We start from the raw sequence: 21,242 nt of genomic DNA, 5'->3' as shown, positions 1-21,242 counted from the left end.
AAAAAGGCGCTAAAATTAGCGCCTTATTGATTCTTAGCCCAGAACAACCACTACGTCGTTTACGCTGCCTTCTGTTAGTACAGGAATCGCTCCAGTCACTGCTTCGCCGTTGACGGTGATCGATTTCACTCCCTTACTTACTGAGTCTGGGTTTTGTACTTTGATGTTGTATGTCGCGCCACGCCATTGACGAGTCACTTCAAAACCTGGCCAGTTCGTTGGAATACAAGGGTCGACTGTTAAACCTTCGAAGCCAGTACGTACACCTAGAATGAAGTTGGTCACCGCAAAGTATGCCCAGCCCGATGTACCAGTTAACCATGGGTGGTTAGCACGACCATGATCTTGGTGATCGCGTCCCATGATGAACTGAACGTAGGAGTACGGTTCAGCGATACGCTTTTCGATGATGTCGTTTTGGTTGTAAGGGTTTAGTGCATCGTAGAACTTCATCGCACGATCACCGCGGCCTAGTTTCGCTTCGGCTACCCATGCCCATGGGTTAGGGTGTGAGAAGATGGCGCCATTTTCTTTCACACCTTGGTATACGCGAGTAACGAAACCAATGTCATCATTCGGAGTTGCAAATGAAGGAGCATTTAGATGTAGGCCGTACTCAGAGAACAGGTTCTCATCAACGGCATCCATTGCTTTTTCACCACGTTCTTGAGATACAGCACCTGATAAAACAGCAAGTGTGTTTGACTCTAGGTGAATACGACCTTCGGTTTGTTGAGCAGTACCGATCTTATCGCCATCTTTAGTTAGGCCTCGGATATACCAACCACCTTCGTCATCCCACAGGTGAGTCTCACACGCTTCACGAACGTTGGCTGCCATCTCTGTGTATTTCGTTACGTCCGCTTCGTTTCCACGGAATTTCGCTAGGTCAATAAACTCCTGTAGTGCCCAGAAATGTAGGAAAGACACCATCGAAGATTCACCGCCGCCTAAGTTCAAGCAGTCGTTCCAGTCTGCACGTAGACCTTTACAGATGCCTGTTTGTCCTACGTACTCTGCCGAGAAATCGAGCGCTGCTTTCATGTGCTCATACACAGTCGCATCACCACCGTCTGCGTATGGAATGACTTCGTCAAAGAAGTGATGTTCACCAGTTTCCATTACGTACTTACAGATGGTTGGGACAATCCAAAGATGATCGTCTGAACAAGTATCTTCAATACCATGAATTTTGTCGTCATCTGATGGTGTAGGTACAACCGTTGGAGACTTGGAAGGCTCAACGTCTGCTTTCTCAGGATCAAACCAGTCAGGATCAAATAAGTGCAGGCCATAACCGGCTTTTACTTGTCCACGAAGTAGGTCAACGATACGTTTACGGGTCATTTCTGGGTTAGCATGAGGAACCGAAATCGCATCTTGGGCTGTATCTCGGTAACCAAGGCCAGTACGTCCACCGACTTCAATGAATGATGCAAAGCGAGACCAAACCACACAAGTTTCTGCTTGGTATAGGGTCCAAGCATTGATCATCGTGTCTAGACCTTCGTTTGGAGATTTTACTTGGAACTTGTCACAGCGCTCATCCCAGTGTGCTTTGATGCCTGCAAATGCAGCGTCAACGTTGGCTAGGTCTTGGTATTTCTCACGCAGGCGAGCACCATTGCCTTTACCAATACCTAGTACGTAAGCAAAACGAACTTCTTCACCTGGTTGGATAACAAATTGTTTGTGCAGTGAACCACAGTGGTTGTAACAAGTTTGAGCAGAGTTAGTACATTTACCTTGTTCAACTGCGATTGGGTTTGCTTCGTCACGGTATAGACCTAGGAAGCTGTCACGTTGACCGTCGTATGAGTCTGGGTCGAATGTTGATGCTAGGTAGTAGAAACCTTCGAAATCATTGGTGTTGTAGTACAAGTCATACTCGATAACACCATCTTTGTATTCAGTGCCTGCAGAGTAGAGAGACATCTGATGGTTTTGGTTATCAGAGGCGATATGGCTAAATGAAAACTCGACAAACGAAAATGCACTGATAGTGCGTGGTTTGTCCGAGGTATTTTTGATCACGACATCCCAAACCTCCGCGTCTTCGCCTTTAGGAACAAATAGCGTCTTAGTCGCAGTGATACCGTTGTACTCACACTTAAACTTAGAGTAAGACAGGCCATGACGAACTTCATAGTTTGCTTCATCTAGGCTTTTAGCAACAGGTTGCCAAGAGATAGACCAGTAATCGCCTGTTTGGTCATCTCTCAAGTAGACATAGTGTCCAGGGCGATCAAAGGTCGCATTCGGGCGAAATTTGGTCACACGATTGTATTCTGGTGAATTGTAGAACGAGTAGCCACCCGCGTTGTGAGAAATTACCGTACAAAACTTCTCGGTACCTAGGTAGTTAGTCCATGGAGCGGGTACGTCTGGGCGAGTGATGACGTATTCGCGATTCTCATTGTCGAAATAGCCGTATTTCATTGTTCTTTCCTTTTAAATAAGTTGTGAATGTCACAACCAAAATTTTGCTAGTGAAAACCTCTAAGAGTGCAAACACTCTTTGGCTTGTTGTTTATTTCCACGGTGAACGGTAGTTGATGCCTTGCTTGTTAAGCAGCGACAAATGCCCTTTCAAACGTGATAAGTAATCTTCCCAATTACGCTGAGTGTTTTGTGTCCAACATGCCTCAGCAATTGCTGTAAGCCTTGGGAATATCATGTAATCCATACGCTGTTGGTTGTTGACGATTTCACACCACAGAGCACACTGAATACCGAGTACGCGTTTTTTTATCGGGTCTTGGTCATCGAGTTCGGCTAGTGGCTCATACCGGTAAGCATGCTCTAGTGGGATCACGTTAGCCCAATCAACTCCCGGTTCTTCAGGTGCGTAGTCCTGAGCCATATCAAGGTAGGTGTATTGGCCTGGCTGAAGAATGACATCGAAGCCTTGTTTAGCGCATTTCAAAGCTGCTTCTTCACTTAACCAAGAGTAAATCACGGTATCTTTACTTACTTTGTCTCCATGTTGAGCTTCTTCCCAGCCAACCATTCGTTTGCCGAGTGAGCGCAGTTTTTTCTCAGCGTAACGTAGTAAATGTCCTTGAAGCTCTTTGGTGTCGCTGTAGCCATGTTCTTGCATAAGTGCTTGGCACTTTTGGCTTTCTTCCCAAACCCCAGATGGCACTTCATCAGCGCCAATATGAACCCATTTTGATGGGAACAATTCAGCCACTTCTTCCAGAACTTTATCTAGGAATAAATAAGTGCCAGGAATTGCAGGAGAGAGCACGTTGTCGTTGTAGTTTTGGATACTGCGATATTGTGAGTGGTCTTCATCATCGACCAATAAATGAGGCAGTGACTTAATCGCCGCGCGGCAGTGTCCTGGTACATCAATTTCCGGAATGATGGTAATACCACGCTGCTCGGCATAAGCGACGACTTGTTTGATTTCTGCTTGGCTATAGAAGCCGCTGTACTCTTCACTGATCGTACTAAACTGAGGAACTAAAGGGCTATCCACTGAGCGTGTCGAACCCACTTGGGTTAGTTCCGGAAATGCTTTGATCTCGATACGCCAACCTTCGTCATCGGTTAGGTGCCAGTGGAAGGTGTTAAATTTGTAATGGGCCAAGTTATTGATTAAACGCTTTACACGCTCTACAGGATGAAAGTGTCTTGAACAATCTAACATCATGCCTCGGTACTTAAACCGAGGAGAATCAACGATCTTGAGGTAGGGAATTGTGAGTTGGTTAGGCTCAGCGCAACGAGTTAGGGCCTGGAGTAACGTTGCGCTCGCGTGAACAAAACCGCTCGCAGACCCCGCTTCTAATCGGACACCAAAGCGGTCGACGATGAGCTGGTACTCACCTTCATCCAGAGTGGGGTTGGTTCGATATAATATGTCGCCTTTACCTATCGGCTTCATTTTAAAGTCAAACAGTGAAGACAATTCTTGCTGTAACCAGTTAGCGGCTTCTTCCGCTCCTGATGCCTGTAGCGTGATTTGACTGTCGTTTGAAAGCGTATATTGCCCGTCATAAATCTCGTATTGATTCGGCTTAGGAATAATATTAAGAGTGGCGGCATCGACAGGTGTAATGTGGGTCCTTTCCTTGTATGGCGAAGCCAATACGATAGGAGTGACAACTACTGGGTGGCGAGCACTTGAGTTGTTGAATTGTATAAAGGCATCTTTGATTCCATCGGTGTAGAAACGAAGTGGTGCGGTTGTAATGCTAAATTCGCAGTAAAAATGTGCATTGGCCTTTAGGTGTGTGTTGTTTGGCTCAAGAGTACAGAAGCTGCCAACTTGAGAAAGTGCGGCATTCGTAACACTATCTGGAGAGATGAAGCGATCAATGACAAATGTCAGTGACCAGTTATGGATGTCCTGATCACTTAAGTTATGGACGGTTAGGCCAAAGCGACAAAATTGCTTTTGTTCTGATACTACGGCCAAATCAACTCGGAAACTCATATCAACCTCAATACAAATTGTGTTCAGGTTTACCAGCGATCATTATTCCACCTTCAATTGCATCGAACTGAGGGGAAACAATCCACTGTTGAACTGGTGGGGAAAGCCAAGCAAGTATACGCTCAGCGATACTGCCCATTAGGCAGATGCGGTTAGCGCCTTTACGATGTAAAGCGACTAGGAACATCTCGATGTCCGCTGCCGTTTGCTGCAGCATATCGATAGCAAGGTAGTCTCCATTTTGGGCATGCTCAAAAATGGCTGGTGAAAATTGTCCATAGTCTTTCGGAATTGCCGTTTTAGACCAAGCGACGATATTGTCTACATCATCTGAAAAGTGCTTCATGACATACTGAGATAGCTGGCAGGGCTCACCAATTCCGTCTTGAATCAGTAACACTTTCTGAATTAGGCGTAGCCCCATTACTGCGCCACCACCTTGATCTGAAATTGGGAATTCTCGTCCCCCAACCACATGCTGCTGCCCTGAATTGAGGTAGATGCCGCATGAACCTGTACCAGCAATCATGATCGCGCCATCATCACCGTTGTGAGCTCCAATACAGGCGCCATAAGCATCGGTATTGAGTGTCATGCTCGCAAAAGGGTGTTCTTGTGACATGAAGTCTTGCCATGCCGACTTCTGTTCTGCGCCAGCTAAGACTAATCCAAGGTGCATCGCGCAGAAATCTTTATCTGATAACCCGCCTGTTTGTGCTGCTTGAATGATGGCCTCTTGAATTGAAGCCATTGCGGTATCAACACCAAGCAAAATGTTGGCGCTGCCACTCTTCGCTTCACCGATTAGCACACCATTTTCATCTCGTATTCTTGCTCGGCAAGAAGTGCCACCACCGTCTATTCCAACATAATAAGTCGCCATAATTACAGCTCCTCTTGTGGTGTCGAGACATGCTGGTATTGAGCCATAATGGCTAGTAGGTACCAGGCTCCATGAGGAATCCACTGCTCTCCCCAACGCCAGTTTTGTAACATGTCATCTTTTTGCGCTGGTGGGTTAAAGGCGATGTCGGCTTCGTTGTCGAATCCGGCCGTAATACCATTACATACACCACCTTTAGCATTGAAGAACCCTAGCTGTGGTAGATAATCTGGGTTGTTATGTCCATGGCCATCTAGCATGCACATATCATATGGGTTTAAGCCGACAATCCAGTTCAGAGAGTTTTGAGCAAATATTGCTAGTTGTTGCTTGAGTGCTTCATCTGATATTACCGTTTGTGCCATGTATGCCATGCTTGCTAATGATGCGATGCGAGCATTTTCACCCTGCCACCAGTAGCCACTTTCGTTGTTGTGAGCGATAAAGAAAGCATCTTGCTTGGGCCCGTCAACTGGCTTGATGTACTGGCGAGGGTAGCCAAATGGGTTAGTGGCTTTTTGAGAAATGGTCAGTTCAAATTGGCAGGCTGATTCAATGGCGCGTTGTGTCTGCGCTGATAGTTCACTGTTGGTTTCAATGTTTAAGTACTGAATGAGTGAGATAACAGGAAGGCCAGCCTCAGCAGCATGGTAGTATGGGCGGCTACCATCACTGTTGGCCGACCAGAATCCTTCAAATTGCTCGTCAGACTGTTGGCGCGATATTAGTCGTAGAGCCCATTCTCTAGATTCAGTTAAATATTTTTGATGTGAGGTGCTACGGTACAGTTCTACCGCTGCCAATAACGCGCAATACTCATCAATGATATTTTCTTGATTATCATTGAGGTAATGTGTGTTGTACTCCTTTAAGTGCCAGTAACCCAGTTCGGCCGCAGAGAGATATTCCAGCTGAGTAAAATCGCCATGAACATCTAATCGTGCAGCGGAGGCTAGGGCTGCAATTGATACGCCGCCACCTTGTCGAAAACCAGCCTGAAAATCATCAGACTTATGGCCATCTTGGGTAGCGTAGGCACAGATCTCCCGTTGCTTTATGTCTTTGCTCCATTTGTCAAAGACTGTCATGTAGAAAAAACCCTCAGAATTTTGCATCCGCACTAAGAAGTCAGCACCAAACAAAGCCTCTTCCTTAAGGCGGGTGCGAGAAAACGGTGCAAAATCTGAGTGGTTTTGTAAAAGCTCTAATCCCGCAAGCATGTTCCACACCACCATTGGTGTTTGCTGAGGGTTAAGAAAATTAGAATAAGAGAGGTGACTGAGGTACTTGCTCACGTCACCAGAAGCATCGTACCAGCCGCCACGCACATCGGCAGTGGTATTTGTGCCTAGCAGCGGTACTTGCTTATCTTGTTGGTCAAAAATCCCGCCACAACGTTGGGACTTAAAGTAATGTAAAACATCTGAGAAAGTGTTGTGCATCAATAAACCGTTGCTGATTTCAAAGACTTCAGAACGAATGTTATCGAAGCGAATATAGTATTGCCCAGGTTGGTGGAACGTTGAAAAGTCAGCGGTATAGAAGTTTCCTTGGTGCCACTCGGCTACAGTGCCATGCTTCTCTACATCGATATTAGAAACCGTTTGATGGCTATTAGCACATACCAGCAAAGCGCTGTAAGACGAAAGACGAGGCTTTTTCGTCATGATAATCGCTTGTTTGGGGCCTTGGGTTTCATAACCTATGTGGTTAGTGAGTAGCAGCATTAACGTTCTCCGGGAATCTATTATTATTTTTGTTTTGGAGCCAGGTTCTCTGGCTCCAGTTTTTGTGACTTTAAGTTTGGTATTGCTTAGTTTTCGTATAAATAACAACGCACAAAGTGGTTGTCAGATAGCTGAGTAACTCCAGGTAAACGCTCACGACATTTATCAGTTGCATGCGTACATCGGCCGGCAAATGGGCAGCCTACTGATTCTGGCGTCCACAGCGGAATCTCACCTTTATTACCTTTAAGCTTTTCATGAATAGACTTACTTGGATCAGGTACAGCAGAGACAAGAAGTTGGGTGTAAGGATGCTGAGGATCGTGGATGATCTCTTCAGTGTCACCCCATTCGACCATGTGGCCGACGTACATTACGGCAAGATCTTCTGCGATATAACGAGCGGTTGCGATGTCGTGTGTGATGTAAAGTAACGACATTTGCTTCTCAAACTTCATTTCTTCCATCAAGTTGAGTACGCCAGCACGAATCGATACATCTAGCATCGAGGTTGGTTCGTCAGCCAGTACGACCTCTGCTCCTACAGCGATGTTACGCGCTAAATTGACACGTTGACGCTGACCACCTGATAGTTGGTGAGGGAACTTTGCAGCAGTCTCTTTTGGTGGGATTAGGCCGACTTGTTCAAGAAGGTCATATACGCGTTCTTCTAGCTCTTTTTTGTTGCCAGGAGATACCTTCTTATGGATAAGAAGTGGTCTCGCAATATGGTGGAAGATATTGTGCGTTGGGTTGAGTGAACCAAACGGGTCTTGCCATACCATTTGCACGCCTTCACGGTAGTGCATTAGGTCTTTTTTAGCCGTGATATCTTGGATATCACGTCCTTTGTACTCGATGACGCCATCTGTTGGTGCATACATCTTTGCAATCATTTTTGCAGTGGTGGATTTACCAGAACCAGATTCACCGACTACAGACAGGCCGCGGCCTTTGTACATTTTGAACGACACGTCGTTGATTGCACGCATCTTACTTTGTTTGATTGAGTTACTGTTTAGCGGAAAGTCTTTTACGACGTTTTTCCCTTCGATAAGTAGCTCGCCATACTGTTTGCTCATAATTGTCTCCAGAAACTATTGCTTCGTTATCTTTCTTATTGCTGTTTACACTTTTGCTTGAGCAATTGGCTCACCGTAAAGGTGGCAGTTGGATAAACGGTTTGGCTCGATTTGACGCAGGCTAGTTGGTACTTTTGTACAGGCTTCATGTACTCGGTCACAACGCGCTTGGAAGCGACAGCCTTGCGGGATTTCAAGTAAGTTCAGTGGATTACCTGGAATACCAGTTAGCTTAGTTTTCGGGCCGGTTAGTGGAGGGAAAGAGCTACCCAACCCTTTGGTGTAAGGGTGGTATGGGCTTTGTAGAATCTCTTTCGATGGAGCGACTTCAATTAACTCACCTGAGTACATAATGCCGATTCGGTCTGAGAACTCGACCATCAACGATAAATCGTGAGTGATGAATAAGATCGAGAAGCCAAACTCTTCTTTTAGCGCATAAATTTTTTGTAGAATTTCACGCTGTACGACTACATCTAGTGCCGTAGTTGGCTCATCCATGATGATCATTTTCGGGTTTAGAGCCAATGCAATTGCGATCACTAGGCGCTGACGCATACCACCAGAGAACTGGTGTGGGTAGTCATTCAAGCGGCTTGGGTGAATATCAACAATTTCTAACAAGCCTTCAGCGCGACGTTTAGCTTGTTCACGCGTCATACTGGTGTGGCGCATAATTACGTCACAAAATTGCTCTTCCATTGTTAGTACTGGGTTCAGAGCGTTCATCGCACTCTGGAATACCATCGACATTTCGCTCCAGCGAAATGCTTGCATGCGTTCATCGCTGTATTTAAGGATATCTTCACCATTGAAGATAACCTCACCACCGGTAATAAACGCAGGCGGCTTATGTAGACGCATTAGTGAGAATGCGACAGTGGATTTACCACAACCTGACTCACCAGCAAGGCCAAAGACTTCGCCTGGCGCAAGATCGAAACTCACGTTGTTACATGCGCGGACATCGCCCGCGTCTGTAATGTAGTCAACACATAGGTTGCGGATAGAAATTAGTGGTTCAGTCATGGTTATTTATCTCCGCTCCAAAGTGCATTTTGAGGTGCTAGTTCTGGTTCACGCTCAGTTTTGTCTTGTGATGCTAGCTTTTTCCAACGCTTCATACCTTTGTGAGAACGAAGCTGCGGGTTAGCGATTTCATCGACCGCAAAGTTAAGTAGTGCAAGACCTGTCACGAGAATAGTTAGGGCTAGACAAGGAGCCAGTAATTCCCACCAAGCGCCAATAAGCATTGATGATGAGGTTTGTACGTTGTACAGCATGATGCCCCAGCTAATAGTGTTCGGGTTACCTAGGCCAAGGAATGACAAAGTTGCTTCCATCATGATTGCGTACATTACCGAGCCGATGAAACTTGCGCCCACAATAGAAATCAGGTTTGGCAAAATCTCTACGAAAATGATACGGAATGAAGATTCACCAAGCACTTCAGCTGCTTTAACAAACTCTTTTTCACGTAGAGCTAAGGTTTGCGAACGAACTACACGTGCGCCCCAAGCCCAGGACATAAAGCCTATGACCAAGGTTATAGTGAGTGGCCCTGCCTCACCGATAAATGCTGCTACGACGAATAGGAGGGGGTATTGTGGAATAACCAGCATGATGTTCATGGCTGCGGTCAACACGTCATCTACTCGGCCACCAAAGTACCCCGCGGAAACACCGATTACTGTTGCTAGGAAACATACAGTGATACCCGCACCAAAGCCTACGGCTAATGAAACACGTGCTCCATAAGCTACCTGTGACCATACATCGCGACCCATACGAGTTGTGCCCAATACGTGATCTTGTTTCTTAGACATGATCAAAGTACGACGGTCCGTTGCTAAGTTTTCAGCGATGAACCCATTTGGGTTGTCCTTAGCAGCCTTAGTTACGAAGGCTGGATATTCGTGCGGGTTGCCCGTACGTTTGTCTGGAGCGTGTTTAGTAATCAGTGGAGCAGCCAGTGCTATAAAGATGAATACCGATAAGATGACAACGCCCGTTAGTGCCATTGGGTTACGCCAAATTAGTTTAAGAAAATCTTTCATGATTATTTACCTCCCTTACGTAGGCGAGGGTCTAGAACAACATAAAGCATGTCGGCAACTAGGTTAAAGAACAGCATGAATAGCGTCATGATTAGTAGCTGACCTTGAAGTACTTGGTAGTCACGAGCGTTTATCGCGTTGAATAGAACACTACCTAAACCAGGGTAGTTAAAGATGATTTCGATAATCAGCTGACCACCAATAGCCATACCTAGTGACATAGAAAGAGCGGTAACACTTGGTAGTAGAGCATTACGTGCTGCGTAGTTGAAGACAACTCGGTTTTCGCTTAGGCCTTTGCCTTTCGCCATAGTGATGTAATCTTCAGCGAGTAAGTTGATCATGTTGTTACGCATGTTCACCAAGAAGCCACCGACTTGAACAATTGATGCACAGATTAAAGGTAGAATTGCGTGGTAAGCGACGTCTTTGATGAACTCCCAACTTGTCCAATCTGGAGTAGTACCTGCCGTATATGCATAACCCGTTGGGAACCATTTCAGCCCAATGGCAAAGGTAAATAGCGCGATCATAGCGATTACTACTTGAGGAACCGCTTGGAGAATAAGCATGCCTGGCGTTACAAAGGCATCGTATTTACTGCCACGTTTCCAAGCAGCAAAAATGCCTAATATTGAGCCAAGAGAGAAAGAAAGAATTACTGCTGTACCCGCTAAAAATAGCGACCAACCAAACGCACTACCAAGTAGCTCGTTTACAGTCAGTGGATAAAACTTGATTGAAATACCAAGTTCCCAACTCAGAATACTTTTCATGTATGTTAAGTATTGAACCCAAATAGGGCCATCAACGAAACCAAGTAGTTGTTTCATTGCTTCAATACGTTCTGGAGTTACCTGAGTAGTCGCGTTCGCGAACATCATGGTAACTGGATCCCCGGGCATTGCGCGCGGAATAATAAAGTTAAGCGTTGCAGCAACTAAAAGCGCAACCAAATAAAATGACAAACGTCTTAAAAAATAACCCATAACTCACACCTTACTCACCCAGATTTTTCCCTGTTTCTGGTTTCAGGTCGCCCCTAGCGAAAATTTAGAGCGAAAAACCCCCTGACGACGAGCGCCACATAACGAATATCAGCAGGGGATTTTAATTGCGGCATACGGAATGTATGCCGCGAGGAATGAACTTCTACTTACTTAACTGGTTTTAGGTCCAGTACGTGTAGTAGACGCTCAGGGATACCAGCCCAGATGTTTGGACGGCCCTTAGGATTTTCTTCGTTCCACCAACCAGTGAATCGTGTTGTATTGTATTGGTACATGTAAGCACCAGACATTACAGGGATTGTTACTTGGTCAGCTGCGATGATTTGCTGAATACCGTGAGCGATAGCTAGCTGTTCGTTCTTGTCAGCTGTTTTGTAGAAGCTGTCTAGAAGGTTGTCTAGTTTCTCGTTCTTGTAGAAGTGCATCGCGAAGCGAGGCATACCTTCACCACCTTGTAGTGAAGAGTTGTATGCACTGTTCCAGTATAGGTGTGGATCAGCACCGTGGAAGTAGTTAGTGTATGCAACGTCGTAAGTACCTTTCAGCATTGCTTCGTTGTATACAGCGAAGTCTGGAGTTGCCGCTTTCGCTTTGATACCTACTTCAGTTAGCTGTTCTACTGCTAGCTGTACAGTGTTGTTGAAGTCAGTCCAACCGTTTGGAGATTGAATTGATAGCTCAAACGTTTTACCTGATGGAGTGTCAACAAAGCCATCGCCATTTACGTCTTTGAAGCCTGCTTTAGCTAGTAGAGCTTTAGCGCCTTCAGCGTTGTAAGTGTTGAAGCCTTTGTATTCGTTGTGAGTTTTCTCATCAGACCAAGCTTCGAATGCGTAGCCAAGACCAGATGCGAAATCATTCACAGTACCACCACCGTAGAACGCAATATCGATGATAGTTTGACGGTCAAGTGCCATTGAGAACGCACGACGGAAGTCTACGTTAGTTAGCGCTTCGTTTTTAGCAGAATCTGGGTTCTTGAAGTTTACTACGAATGCTTGAGTACCTGCTGGTGGGTACCAGTAGTGGTGCTTAGGACTTGCTGCAGCGTAAGTACGATCGATATCTGGTACGAAAGAAGAAGTCCAGTCTAGTTCAGAGTTTACAATCTTACCAAGTAGTTGGTCGTTGTTAGCAATCTGAGGAACACGTAGACAGTCTACGTCTAGGTTTGCTGCATCCCAGTAGTTAGGGTTTTCACACTGGATGTAAAGCTGAGGAGTAAACGTGTCAATCTCTGTGAAAGGACCAGTACCTACAGGGTTTTCGTTAGTAAAGGTTGTTGGATCTTTTACGTCTTTCCATACGTGCTCAGCTACGATTGGAACTAGAGAGATTTCGTATGGTACGTTTGAGTTTGCTTCAGTTAGACGGAAACGAACTTGGTAATCGTTTAGCTTCTCAACGCTAGTGACCCACTTGTTGATACCGCGTTGATCAAGTTCTGGCTTGTCTTTTAGAAGGTTGTATGAATATACAACGTCGTCAGCAGTGAAGCTTTCGCCATCAGACCACTTAACGCCTTTACGAATGTCAAAAGTAACACTCATTAGGTCGTCAGACATACGGAAGTCTTCTGCAAGACGCATCACTGGAGTGTTACCGTGCATCTCGTTAAATACTACTAGCGGCTCATAGATGAAGTCTGTAGTAGTACGCAGGTTAGTTGCTAGGTACGGGTTAAAGTTACGTACCATTGTAGGGTAAAAATCCGGTACGATTGTTAGTTCACTACGTGCTGCGGCTGGCGCTGAAACACTTGTTGCTGCAGCTGCAATTACCGCTGCTGCTAGTGCTGTCTTTTTAATATTGGCAAGCATAGCTGTTCCTTACTATTTGCTTTCATTTCACTAATGGATATGAATGTCATCAATTGATTAACACTCTCCCAAGGCCTACCTCTTTTCACAAAATCAATCGGAGGAATTGAGCTGCTAGAGTGGCCTGTAGGCCTTCGGCATGAGTAAGAAAACACCTAATCCGCCAATTAAGCAATTTCAATTCCCGTTAAAAACGTTAAAAACACTTGGCGCGTCGTCATAAACGTTAAAAAATGGCTTAATGAGTGCTTTGAGCTCAAAATTACGTTAACGATCTAGCTCTCATTTTAACCACTTTCTGCCTTTGTTTGTAAGTGGTTGCTAACTATCAGTTCTTTTATTTACTTGGTGTTTTATGTTTTCTTTTACTTAATGAGATCGCGCTCACTTGTGCGTTGTGACGTTAATTTAAAGGTGGAAATTATATCTGCCGTATTGTTGTGATTCGGTTCGCAATATGAGCCTAATAGTAGTTTTTGGATAGCTATATTATCCAAATAAATCGAATTATGCTGAATTACAGCGAGTGTTAGAGGCCTAATTAGAGGGTTAATTTACGGCGTAAAACAACGCTATTAGACAGCAATTAGAGTCAATAAGGTGATGCTTTGATGAGTACGTAGCGGCAAGAGTATTGAGTGATTTACATACAAAAAAGAGAAGCTAAGCGATAGGTACTTAATTGGGGGGCCTTAGAGCATGTTGGCCTCAAAACACAAAAAAGCCAGCATAGAGCTGGCTTTTAGATAGTGAATCTTGGCGAGTTATCTAGGTAGTTAGTAGGTGCTGTAGTTTGTCCCTTAAAGCGATGATGTGAGAGCGTTCAGGGCTCTGTTCTTGGCAGTGCTCTAGGATGTACTCGAGTGAGCTCAAAACGGTTCGCCAGCGCGGAGTTTTCGGCAATGTTTCAATACGTAGGTACTTATCCAGTGTACGAGTTTGGAGCGTACTTCTATCTAAGTAAACGCGCCACAATCCACTTTGTTCGGCGAAGTTAAATTTGCTCTGCCCCGTGGTTCTCTCCCAGTATGAAATCGCACTTGTCATGGCATCGACTAGGACTTCTCGCATGATGTCTTGCTTAGATTTATTCTCGTCGGTAGCTTTATCTGCAATACGAGTGAATTCACCACCAAGCTCTTTTAGCTGCTGCAGTTTCCCTTTATCTCCTTCAAATGCGTAGCTAGAGAGCGCTTCAATCGCGGTTTCTAGATTATTAATGCGTGCCGCATTAACGCTCCCACCAACGTTGAAGATATACATAGCTTTCAGTCCTGAAGCTTCTGGCAGCTTGAGAATATCGGTCGAGATATGTTGGCGAATGTCTTCTACATAGATATCGATATCACCACAGTAATGCTCTTGTTCGACGGTAAGGTATTTGGGTGCAATAAGCTCTTCTGCACTTGAGCGCTTAAGCTGTTCATGGCTACGTTTAAACAGCTTAGAGGCTGCATCATTAGCAAACTTAACCTTATTGTCGTCTCGAACACAGATAATGGCCTCAGGTGCTGATTCTAGTTGTTCCAGCAGCCTTCCCTGTGTCTCGAGTAAGCTTGCTTCGACCATGGCTCGATGTTTTAGCTCTAACTGTAGTTGGTCGTTTTCGATACGCCTTTGCTCGGCTTTACTTGCTGTTAAGTGCGCGACGATTCGAGCCGCAAGTTCATGCTTGTTAAATGGTTTAGATAAATAGTCATTGGCTCCGGCATCAAAACCTCGAATCCGGTCATCAGTTTGATTTAGCGCTGTTAGCATGATGATCGGCAGACTTGCATGGTCATACTGTTCACGCAGTTTCTCACATACGCTATAACCGCTCATGCCAGGCATCATAATATCTAACAGCAGCAGCTCTGGTTTTTCTTTCTCGACCAACTCAAGCGCTTCGTAACCGTCTTTTGCTGTCCTGACACGGTAGCCTTCTAAACGTAAGAAGCTATCGAGTACCCTTAAGTTAACTGGCTCGTCGTCTGCGACAAGCAGTAATGGGCCTTGTGGGTTTTCAGGGAGCGAACCTTGGCTAGGTAGTTCTATTTCAGATGAATCTGGCGCTTGGAAGTGTGAAGGTTCATGTAGGCTAGCCTCATTAACTTCCGCTTCGGAAGCCAGAGGCAAGGTGAAGCTGAAGGTCGTACCAACCATCGGCTGGCTGCTGACATAGAGTGAACCTTGCATAAGTTCAATCAGCTGGCGACTGATAGATAAACCGAGTCCAGCACCTTGGCGATATCGACTTGAGTCACTTCCCGCTTGAATGAGTGGTTCGAAAATGTGTTCTAGTTGGTCGGCTGGGATGCCTTGTCCGGTATCAACCACTTGTACACGTAGTTTTTCATCGACGATAGTGGTGGAGATAACAATCTTACCTTCAGAAGTGTACTTAATCGCATTGCCGATGAGGTTATAAAGCACCTGTTCCAAACGTTGAGGGTCTGCTGAAACCCAAATACTTTCGTCTGGAACTTGGTTAATGATTCTGATTGGTTTGTTGCCCAACAGGTGATTTGATAGTTCTAGTACTAATCGAGTAGCAGTAGAAACATCAACTGCACTGGTTTGAATGTCTAAGCTGCCGTAGCGCATTTTGTGGTAATCGAGTAGGTCATCAACCAGTGTTGCTAGGCGTTGGCCGCTACTAATAATGATATCTAGTTGGTATTTATGATCGGAAGTGATTGGTCCGTTAGCACCTGAAACCAGAGCCTCTGCGATACCAACCATGCCATGTAATGGCGTTCTTAGCTCGTGAGATGTTGTGGCTAGGAATTCATCTTTTAGTTTATTGGCAAGTTGCAACTCATCATTTTGCTTCTGGATGAGATGGATATTACTTTCAAGCTCCTCATTCTGCGATTTAATGAGCTGCATTTTTTCGCGAATCGAGCGCTGCATTCTTTCGAAGCTCACCGCTAGGCGGCCTATCTCATCTTTTCGTTCTGTATTGATGACGTTTTCATCGAGGTCACCTGCCGATACTTTCTCCGCTGCCCAAGTTAATTTGAGTAGAGGGGAGGTAATGAAATTCGAGAGATAGTGTGAAGCGATAACCACTAAGATAATAGCCGCGAGCATTGCTATCACGAACAGTTTCTCTAAGCTGTGCACGCGTGCAAAAGCTTCACTTTCGGGCACTTCTACTACTATTGCCCAATTCACTCCTTTGAGAGAGATTGGGCTATAAGCCGCGATGGTTTTTTCACCGAGCGTATTGGTGTAAGTACCTACCGACGAGAGTCCTTGCAGAGCTAAATCGATAACTTCAGTACTTTTATCGATATCTTCTTGTTTAAAGGCCATCGAACGTGTGATGTGATCTTTACCAACTAGCAGTGTTCTCATGCCTGATTTAGCGTTGGTATCGGCTATTAGTTTAGTAATGCCATTGTTAGGTAAACGGAAAAGAGCGTAACTGTGTAGGTAGCCTTGTTGAATAATAGGTGCGCCTAGCCATGCGACCTGCTTACCATTTGATTCTGAAAAGTCGGAGATAATGACAGGAGTAAATTCTTCATTAGTCCGGCGTTTCTCCGTGACCAGTTGTTTGAGCTGCTGAAAGGTTTTGCCTAGGTTCTCGTCTTTGTATTTACCCGAAACGAGGTTGGTACCGTAGTAATCGTGTTTGTAGATGGAGTAGGTGACGTTACCCGTGATGTCGACCAATAAGATATCGTCAAAATCGGAACGTTTAAGTAACTCTAAATAGGCCCAGTGGTAACGCTTGTGCAATAGACGGTAACGTTCACTGCCCGTGTACACTTTAGATTGCGGCAAAATTGACGTTTTAATCTGGTCGCCTGATCCAAGAATGTAGCGCTGTTGCGCGTTGGAACGAGCCTGTTCGATGTCTAAACCTAAATTTTGGAACGCGTTGACTAAGCCATAAAATCGGCCACCACTCGCATAAGCCAGCTCCGAGCGAACAAAGCCCATCACTTCAGACTCTTTGGAGTATAAGTAATCGATGACCTGTTGCTGCTTGGTATCCCTTACAGATATCAGGTGAGAAGTACTCTGTTCCTGCAAATCTTTACTGTGAGAGTTTAGGAAAAACAGTGCGACGATCGTGAGAGGGGTGATGCTCAATGCAAGAAACGCCAACATCAGAGTATTTTGTAGGCGTTTAAATCTTTGTTTACGATAAAACTTGAACATAATAGAACGTTACTTTCCATCAAACGTTTTTGCCGGAAGAGCGGCGCAAAACAACGTTAATAAACTAAAAGGTCTTCAACCTTACGAAATTAACGAGTTTTTTTACTTTGACAAGTAAGTCCTAAGGAATTCGTGGGCGTAGGCGCAATTTTATTAAATTGCGCCTAATTTGTTGCCGATATAATCGCCGTTTAGGCTTTGCTAGCGTGGTATATAGCGAATTTATTGGTCTTATTTAGCGTCTCACAATTATGAAATGCTTGCTCGATGATTGGTGGGTATTTTAGAAAACTATTTGCGACGATATACATGTTCCCTTTTGCTTTCAGTTTTGACGGAGCATGTGCCAATAGCGTTTCCGTTGCGCTGTAGCTAGTATCTAACCCTGCGTGAAACGGTGGATTACTAATGATAAATTGGTAGTCTTCGCTTGTATCTGAATAGACATCACTAGCGAAGACTCGGCCAGTCAAACCATTGGCGGCTAAAGTTGCTTGGCTTGAAGCTACCGCAAGTGCACTGATATCACACATTTCCAACTCGATGTCGGCATTGGTTGACGCCATTACTGCGCCTAATACTCCAGCGCCACAGCCAAAATCCAATACCTTTCCGGTTAGCGTGGGAAGCGTATCTAGTAGTAGCTTACTGCCTATGTCAAATTCACCGTGGCTAAATACGCCTGGTAAACTTTTTATGGTTAATGGGACATCGTTGTAGCTAACTTGATATGTTTTGAACCAATCTTGAATGTTGAAAGGTTCGACAGTTTGAGAGACTTGCCCCCAGTAGAAGGAGCAACGTCTCGCTGAATCATACTTGTTAATAGGTCCGTATGGCTTGAACATTTTTTCAATGCTTTTTACACCAGAGCGGTTTTCACCTACGACAACAATCTCAGTATCAGTGCCTAATTTAGCCAGCAACATAGCTAGTAAATACTGAGCTTCCGCTTTAGCTTTTGGCCAGTAGAGTAAAATCATGTCGGCGTTAGTGTCTTGATCAAACTCCGCACCAAAGTAACAGTTCACCGCTGAATGATTGTTGAGTTGGCGGTAATACCCATAGTTTGTGGTGTATACCGTGACCGATTCACAAGATTTTGCCAGTTCGACTGGGAATAAATCTTCAGCTTCTCCTGCTACTAATACGTGCTTTCCAGCGAAGTAAGCAAGTTGGCGTTCAGCAATTTGACTCGGTGCGATATAAGCAGACATTAGATACTCGATATTAGAGATGAAAAAAGAGGGCGGATTTTCTCATAATCTGCCCTCAGCTTGAAGTAGTTAATATTGCGCTAATAAGGCTAGCTATTATCTTGCCTATCTAGGAAGCCTTTAAAGTCTTCTTCGTAGATATTGAACAGTACCATGGTTACCGCAAAGATCAGTGGGCCATAGATCAAACCAATCAAACCGAAGAACTGGATGCCCCCAAGTAGTGAGAAGAAAATCATGAGGGTGTTCATGCCAGCGCTACCTTGCATCAACAGAGGTCGTAAGATGTTGTCAATTGAACCAACAATCGCGATACACCATACAGCAAGGAAGATAGCCCAAGTTGTATCACCGATTAAGAACAGATAAATCGTTGCTGGAATCCATATTAACGCGGTACCGACGACAGGAATGAATGAGGCAAAGCCCATCATCGTGCCCCAGAATAACCCGGGGAAACCGGCTAGCCACATACCAATACCGCCGGCAAAACCTTGGGCGATAGCCGTCAAAAATGAGCCCATTACTGCGGATTTAGACACTTGCTCGATCTCATTTAGAAGGCGGTCTTCTTGGCTGCGAGATAGGGGCAGGATATGGCGAATAGAGGAGATGATTTTGTCGTGATCTCTTAGTAGGAAAAACAACACAAATAGCATCAAGAAGAAGTTCATCAAAAAGCTGGTGGCATCACCCAGGATTTTGGCACTGATGCTGACGATGTTTGCGCCGAATGATGTGGCGAACTGTCCCACTTTTTGTGCGATTTCCTGCGGGGTGATTTCTTCGAATGGTAGATAGCTATTGGCGAATGCAAGTGCTTTTACTACTAGAGGATGGTCTAGGACGGTTTGAATACCGCCATGCGTACCCCATTGATAGACATTTTGTGAGAAGACTGACCCTTGTTGAACGATAGCGGTAAAGACGAACAGTAAAGGGATGACGATGATGAAAGTAAGAATAAGGCAAGATAAAAACGAGACGAAGTTTCTATGCTTGGGCATTTTTGTTTCGAGCCATTCGTGGATCGGGAACATGAGCAACGAGATGATAAATGCCATTACAATTGAGTTCACGTACGGAGCAATAAGTAAATAGCAGGCGAACGCGGCGGCGATCAGGGCGACGACCAGTACCCAATGATTAGACGTTATTTTGGCTTTATTTGGCACGATTACAGTCCAAGGTTTATGCATATGGGGATATAATGACCGCAAAACAGTGCGTTATCAATGGAGAGTTAGGCGAATGGGGTGCTGCAATAATGAAAACTGCTCAGAAAAGCAGACGAAGCATATCAAGAAAATACCGTGGTTTCGTTTAGTATTAATTGGGCTTATTGGTTTGATAGTTGTTTACTGGCGATAGATGTTACAAAAACAAAAAGGCTGCCAGTTGGCAGCCTTTTTACAATCTCGCTGGTTATGCTTCTTGCGCGATAATTGCAAAACAGCGGTCCGCTGCTTCTAGAGTTGCTTCTAGTTCTTTAGAACCATGAGCCAAAGATAGGAAGCTAGCCTCAAATGCCGAAGGAGCTAGGTATACACCGTGATCGATCATCAAGTGGAAGAAACGCTTGAATCGCTCCAAATCACACTTCGTGACGTCTTCGTAACAAGTAATCTCTGTTTGCTCTGTAAAGAAGAAGCCGAACATGCCACCCACTTGGTTAACCGCTAATGGAATGCCGTGCTTATCAGCAAGAGATTTAAAGCCATCAGCTAGCTGCTTTGTCTTTGCTGCCAAGCGTTTTTCGTTGCCTTCTTCTTTTAGTAAGTTCAAGCATGCAAAGCCTGCGGCCATCGCAACAGGGTTGCCTGATAAAGTACCAGCTTGGTAGACAGGACCTGTTGGTGCTATATGCTGCATCACTTCTTTACGACCACCGAACGCACCTACTGGCATACCGCCACCAATTACTTTACCTAGTGTTGTTAGGTCTGGTTTGATGTTGTAGTGCGCTTGTGCGCCACCTAATGTTACGCGGAAACCTGTCATAACTTCATCAAAGATCAGTAGAGCACCTTCTTGGTCACAGATTTCTCGTAGGCCTTCATGGAAGCCTTCAACCGGTGGGATACAGTTCATGTTGCCAGCTACAGGCTCAACGATAATACAAGCGATTTCGTCTTTGTTTGCGGCGAAAAGCTCACGGACAGAGTCTAGGTCGTTGAACGTTGCTGTTAGAGTGTGTTTTGCAAAGTCAGCTGGTACACCAGGAGAACTTGGCTGGCCTAAGGTCAGTGCGCCAGAACCTGCTTTTACCAGTAAGCTATCAGCATGGCCGTGGTAACAACCTTCAAATTTAAGGATTTTGTCTCGGCCTGTGAAACCACGAGCCAGACGGATTGCACTCATCGTTGCTTCTGTACCAGAGCTCACCATGCGCAGTTGTTCCATAGATGGTACCAGCTCAGAAACGAGCTCAGCCATCTTGATTTCCATTTCAGTTGGAGCACCGAAGCTCAAACCACGCTGAGCTGCTTCAATAACAGCGTCGCGAATTACTGCGTGGTTATGGCCTAAAATCATTGGCCCCCATGAACCTACATAGTCGATGTACGCTTTACCATCAGCATCAAAAATCAACGGGCCATCAGCTCGTTCTACAAAGATTGGTGAACCACCGACGCCATTAAAAGCACGAACAGGGGAGTTAACGCCGCCTGGAATGGTTTGCTGTGCTTTTTGATATAACTCTGATGATTTGGTCATGGATACATCCTCTTTTGATTATTTAGGACCAATTTGCCTCGCATTGTACCTATCGTCGGTTGAACTAGAAATCTTTTGCTGAATTTTCTGCTCTTTTTCACATCTTCCAAGCGCTTTTGAGCTGTAAAG

The 21,242-nt window shown here is 45.1% G+C and carries 13 protein-coding genes; all 13 read right to left on the bottom strand.

Features of this window, described 5'->3' with window-relative positions:
• Positions 1-33 precede the first annotated feature (33 nt).
• A complete protein-coding gene (locus ACXABW_RS12535) occupies positions 34-2,439 on the bottom strand; it encodes a GH36-type glycosyl hydrolase domain-containing protein (protein WP_457522979.1) in 2,406 nt (801 codons plus the stop codon).
• A gap of 91 nt (positions 2,440-2,530) precedes the next feature.
• Positions 2,531-4,444, bottom strand: a complete 1,914-nt coding sequence (locus tag ACXABW_RS12530) for a beta-N-acetylhexosaminidase (RefSeq protein ID WP_457522978.1) — start codon at positions 4,442-4,444, stop codon at positions 2,531-2,533.
• A gap of 7 nt (positions 4,445-4,451) precedes the next feature.
• Entirely contained in the window at positions 4,452-5,327 is an 876-nt protein-coding gene (locus tag ACXABW_RS12525; RefSeq protein ID WP_457522977.1) for a BadF/BadG/BcrA/BcrD ATPase family protein, read from the bottom strand.
• Positions 5,328-5,329: 2 nt separating this feature from the next.
• A complete protein-coding gene (locus ACXABW_RS12520; protein ID WP_457522976.1) occupies positions 5,330-7,054 on the bottom strand; it encodes a glycoside hydrolase family 9 protein in 1,725 nt (574 codons plus the stop codon).
• An 86-nt stretch (positions 7,055-7,140) separates the two neighbouring features.
• The gene (locus ACXABW_RS12515) at positions 7,141-8,136 is read right to left on the bottom strand and encodes an ABC transporter ATP-binding protein (protein ID WP_252028164.1); all 996 of its coding nucleotides are present in this window, start codon (positions 8,134-8,136) and stop codon (positions 7,141-7,143) included.
• 45 nt (positions 8,137-8,181) lie between these two features.
• Positions 8,182-9,165 carry an ABC transporter ATP-binding protein gene (locus tag ACXABW_RS12510; RefSeq protein WP_252028162.1) on the bottom strand — a complete coding sequence of 328 codons (984 nt, stop codon included), beginning with the start codon at positions 9,163-9,165 and terminating at the stop codon, positions 8,182-8,184.
• Between the two features lie 2 nt (positions 9,166-9,167).
• A complete protein-coding gene (locus tag ACXABW_RS12505) occupies positions 9,168-10,193 on the bottom strand; it encodes an ABC transporter permease (RefSeq protein ID WP_265686070.1) in 1,026 nt (341 codons plus the stop codon).
• A gap of 2 nt (positions 10,194-10,195) precedes the next feature.
• Complete coding sequence (locus tag ACXABW_RS12500) at positions 10,196-11,182, bottom strand: ABC transporter permease (RefSeq protein WP_265686069.1); 987 nt, start codon at positions 11,180-11,182, stop codon at positions 10,196-10,198.
• A gap of 167 nt (positions 11,183-11,349) precedes the next feature.
• A complete protein-coding gene (locus ACXABW_RS12495; protein WP_265686068.1) occupies positions 11,350-13,023 on the bottom strand; it encodes an ABC transporter substrate-binding protein in 1,674 nt (557 codons plus the stop codon).
• 768 nt (positions 13,024-13,791) lie between these two features.
• Positions 13,792-17,178, bottom strand: coding sequence for a response regulator (locus tag ACXABW_RS12490; RefSeq protein ID WP_457522975.1), 3,387 nt, complete (start codon positions 17,176-17,178; stop codon positions 13,792-13,794).
• A 191-nt stretch (positions 17,179-17,369) separates the two neighbouring features.
• The gene (rsmC, locus tag ACXABW_RS12485; RefSeq protein ID WP_265686066.1) at positions 17,370-18,395 is read right to left on the bottom strand and encodes a 16S rRNA (guanine(1207)-N(2))-methyltransferase RsmC; all 1,026 of its coding nucleotides are present in this window, start codon (positions 18,393-18,395) and stop codon (positions 17,370-17,372) included.
• 89 nt (positions 18,396-18,484) lie between these two features.
• Positions 18,485-19,570, bottom strand: a complete 1,086-nt coding sequence (locus tag ACXABW_RS12480; protein ID WP_252028151.1) for an AI-2E family transporter — start codon at positions 19,568-19,570, stop codon at positions 18,485-18,487.
• A 250-nt stretch (positions 19,571-19,820) separates the two neighbouring features.
• Positions 19,821-21,113 carry a glutamate-1-semialdehyde 2,1-aminomutase gene (gene hemL / locus ACXABW_RS12475; protein WP_457522974.1) on the bottom strand — a complete coding sequence of 431 codons (1,293 nt, stop codon included), beginning with the start codon at positions 21,111-21,113 and terminating at the stop codon, positions 19,821-19,823.
• Positions 21,114-21,242 lie beyond the last annotated feature (129 nt).

It is taken from the genome of Vibrio paucivorans, from assembly GCF_054053395.1.
Note: the sequence above shows the minus strand (reverse complement) of the source record. Positions and strands in the feature narration are given on the sequence as shown.

Coding starts and splice junctions, on each gene's coding strand:
- ACXABW_RS12535 (WP_457522979.1), bottom strand. CDS start 2,439: ATGAAATACGGCTATTTCGACAATGAGAATCGCGAATACGTCATCACT.
- ACXABW_RS12530 (WP_457522978.1), bottom strand. CDS start 4,444: ATGAGTTTCCGAGTTGATTTGGCCGTAGTATCAGAACAAAAGCAATTT.
- ACXABW_RS12525 (WP_457522977.1), bottom strand. CDS start 5,327: ATGGCGACTTATTATGTTGGAATAGACGGTGGTGGCACTTCTTGCCGA.
- ACXABW_RS12520 (WP_457522976.1), bottom strand. CDS start 7,054: ATGCTGCTACTCACTAACCACATAGGTTATGAAACCCAAGGCCCCAAA.
- ACXABW_RS12515 (WP_252028164.1), bottom strand. CDS start 8,136: ATGAGCAAACAGTATGGCGAGCTACTTATCGAAGGGAAAAACGTCGTA.
- ACXABW_RS12510 (WP_252028162.1), bottom strand. CDS start 9,165: ATGACTGAACCACTAATTTCTATCCGCAACCTATGTGTTGACTACATT.
- ACXABW_RS12505 (WP_265686070.1), bottom strand. CDS start 10,193: ATGAAAGATTTTCTTAAACTAATTTGGCGTAACCCAATGGCACTAACG.
- ACXABW_RS12500 (WP_265686069.1), bottom strand. CDS start 11,182: ATGGGTTATTTTTTAAGACGTTTGTCATTTTATTTGGTTGCGCTTTTA.
- ACXABW_RS12495 (WP_265686068.1), bottom strand. CDS start 13,023: ATGCTTGCCAATATTAAAAAGACAGCACTAGCAGCAGCGGTAATTGCA.
- ACXABW_RS12490 (WP_457522975.1), bottom strand. CDS start 17,178: ATGTTCAAGTTTTATCGTAAACAAAGATTTAAACGCCTACAAAATACT.
- rsmC (WP_265686066.1), bottom strand. CDS start 18,395: ATGTCTGCTTATATCGCACCGAGTCAAATTGCTGAACGCCAACTTGCT.
- hemL (WP_457522974.1), bottom strand. CDS start 21,113: ATGACCAAATCATCAGAGTTATATCAAAAAGCACAGCAAACCATTCCA.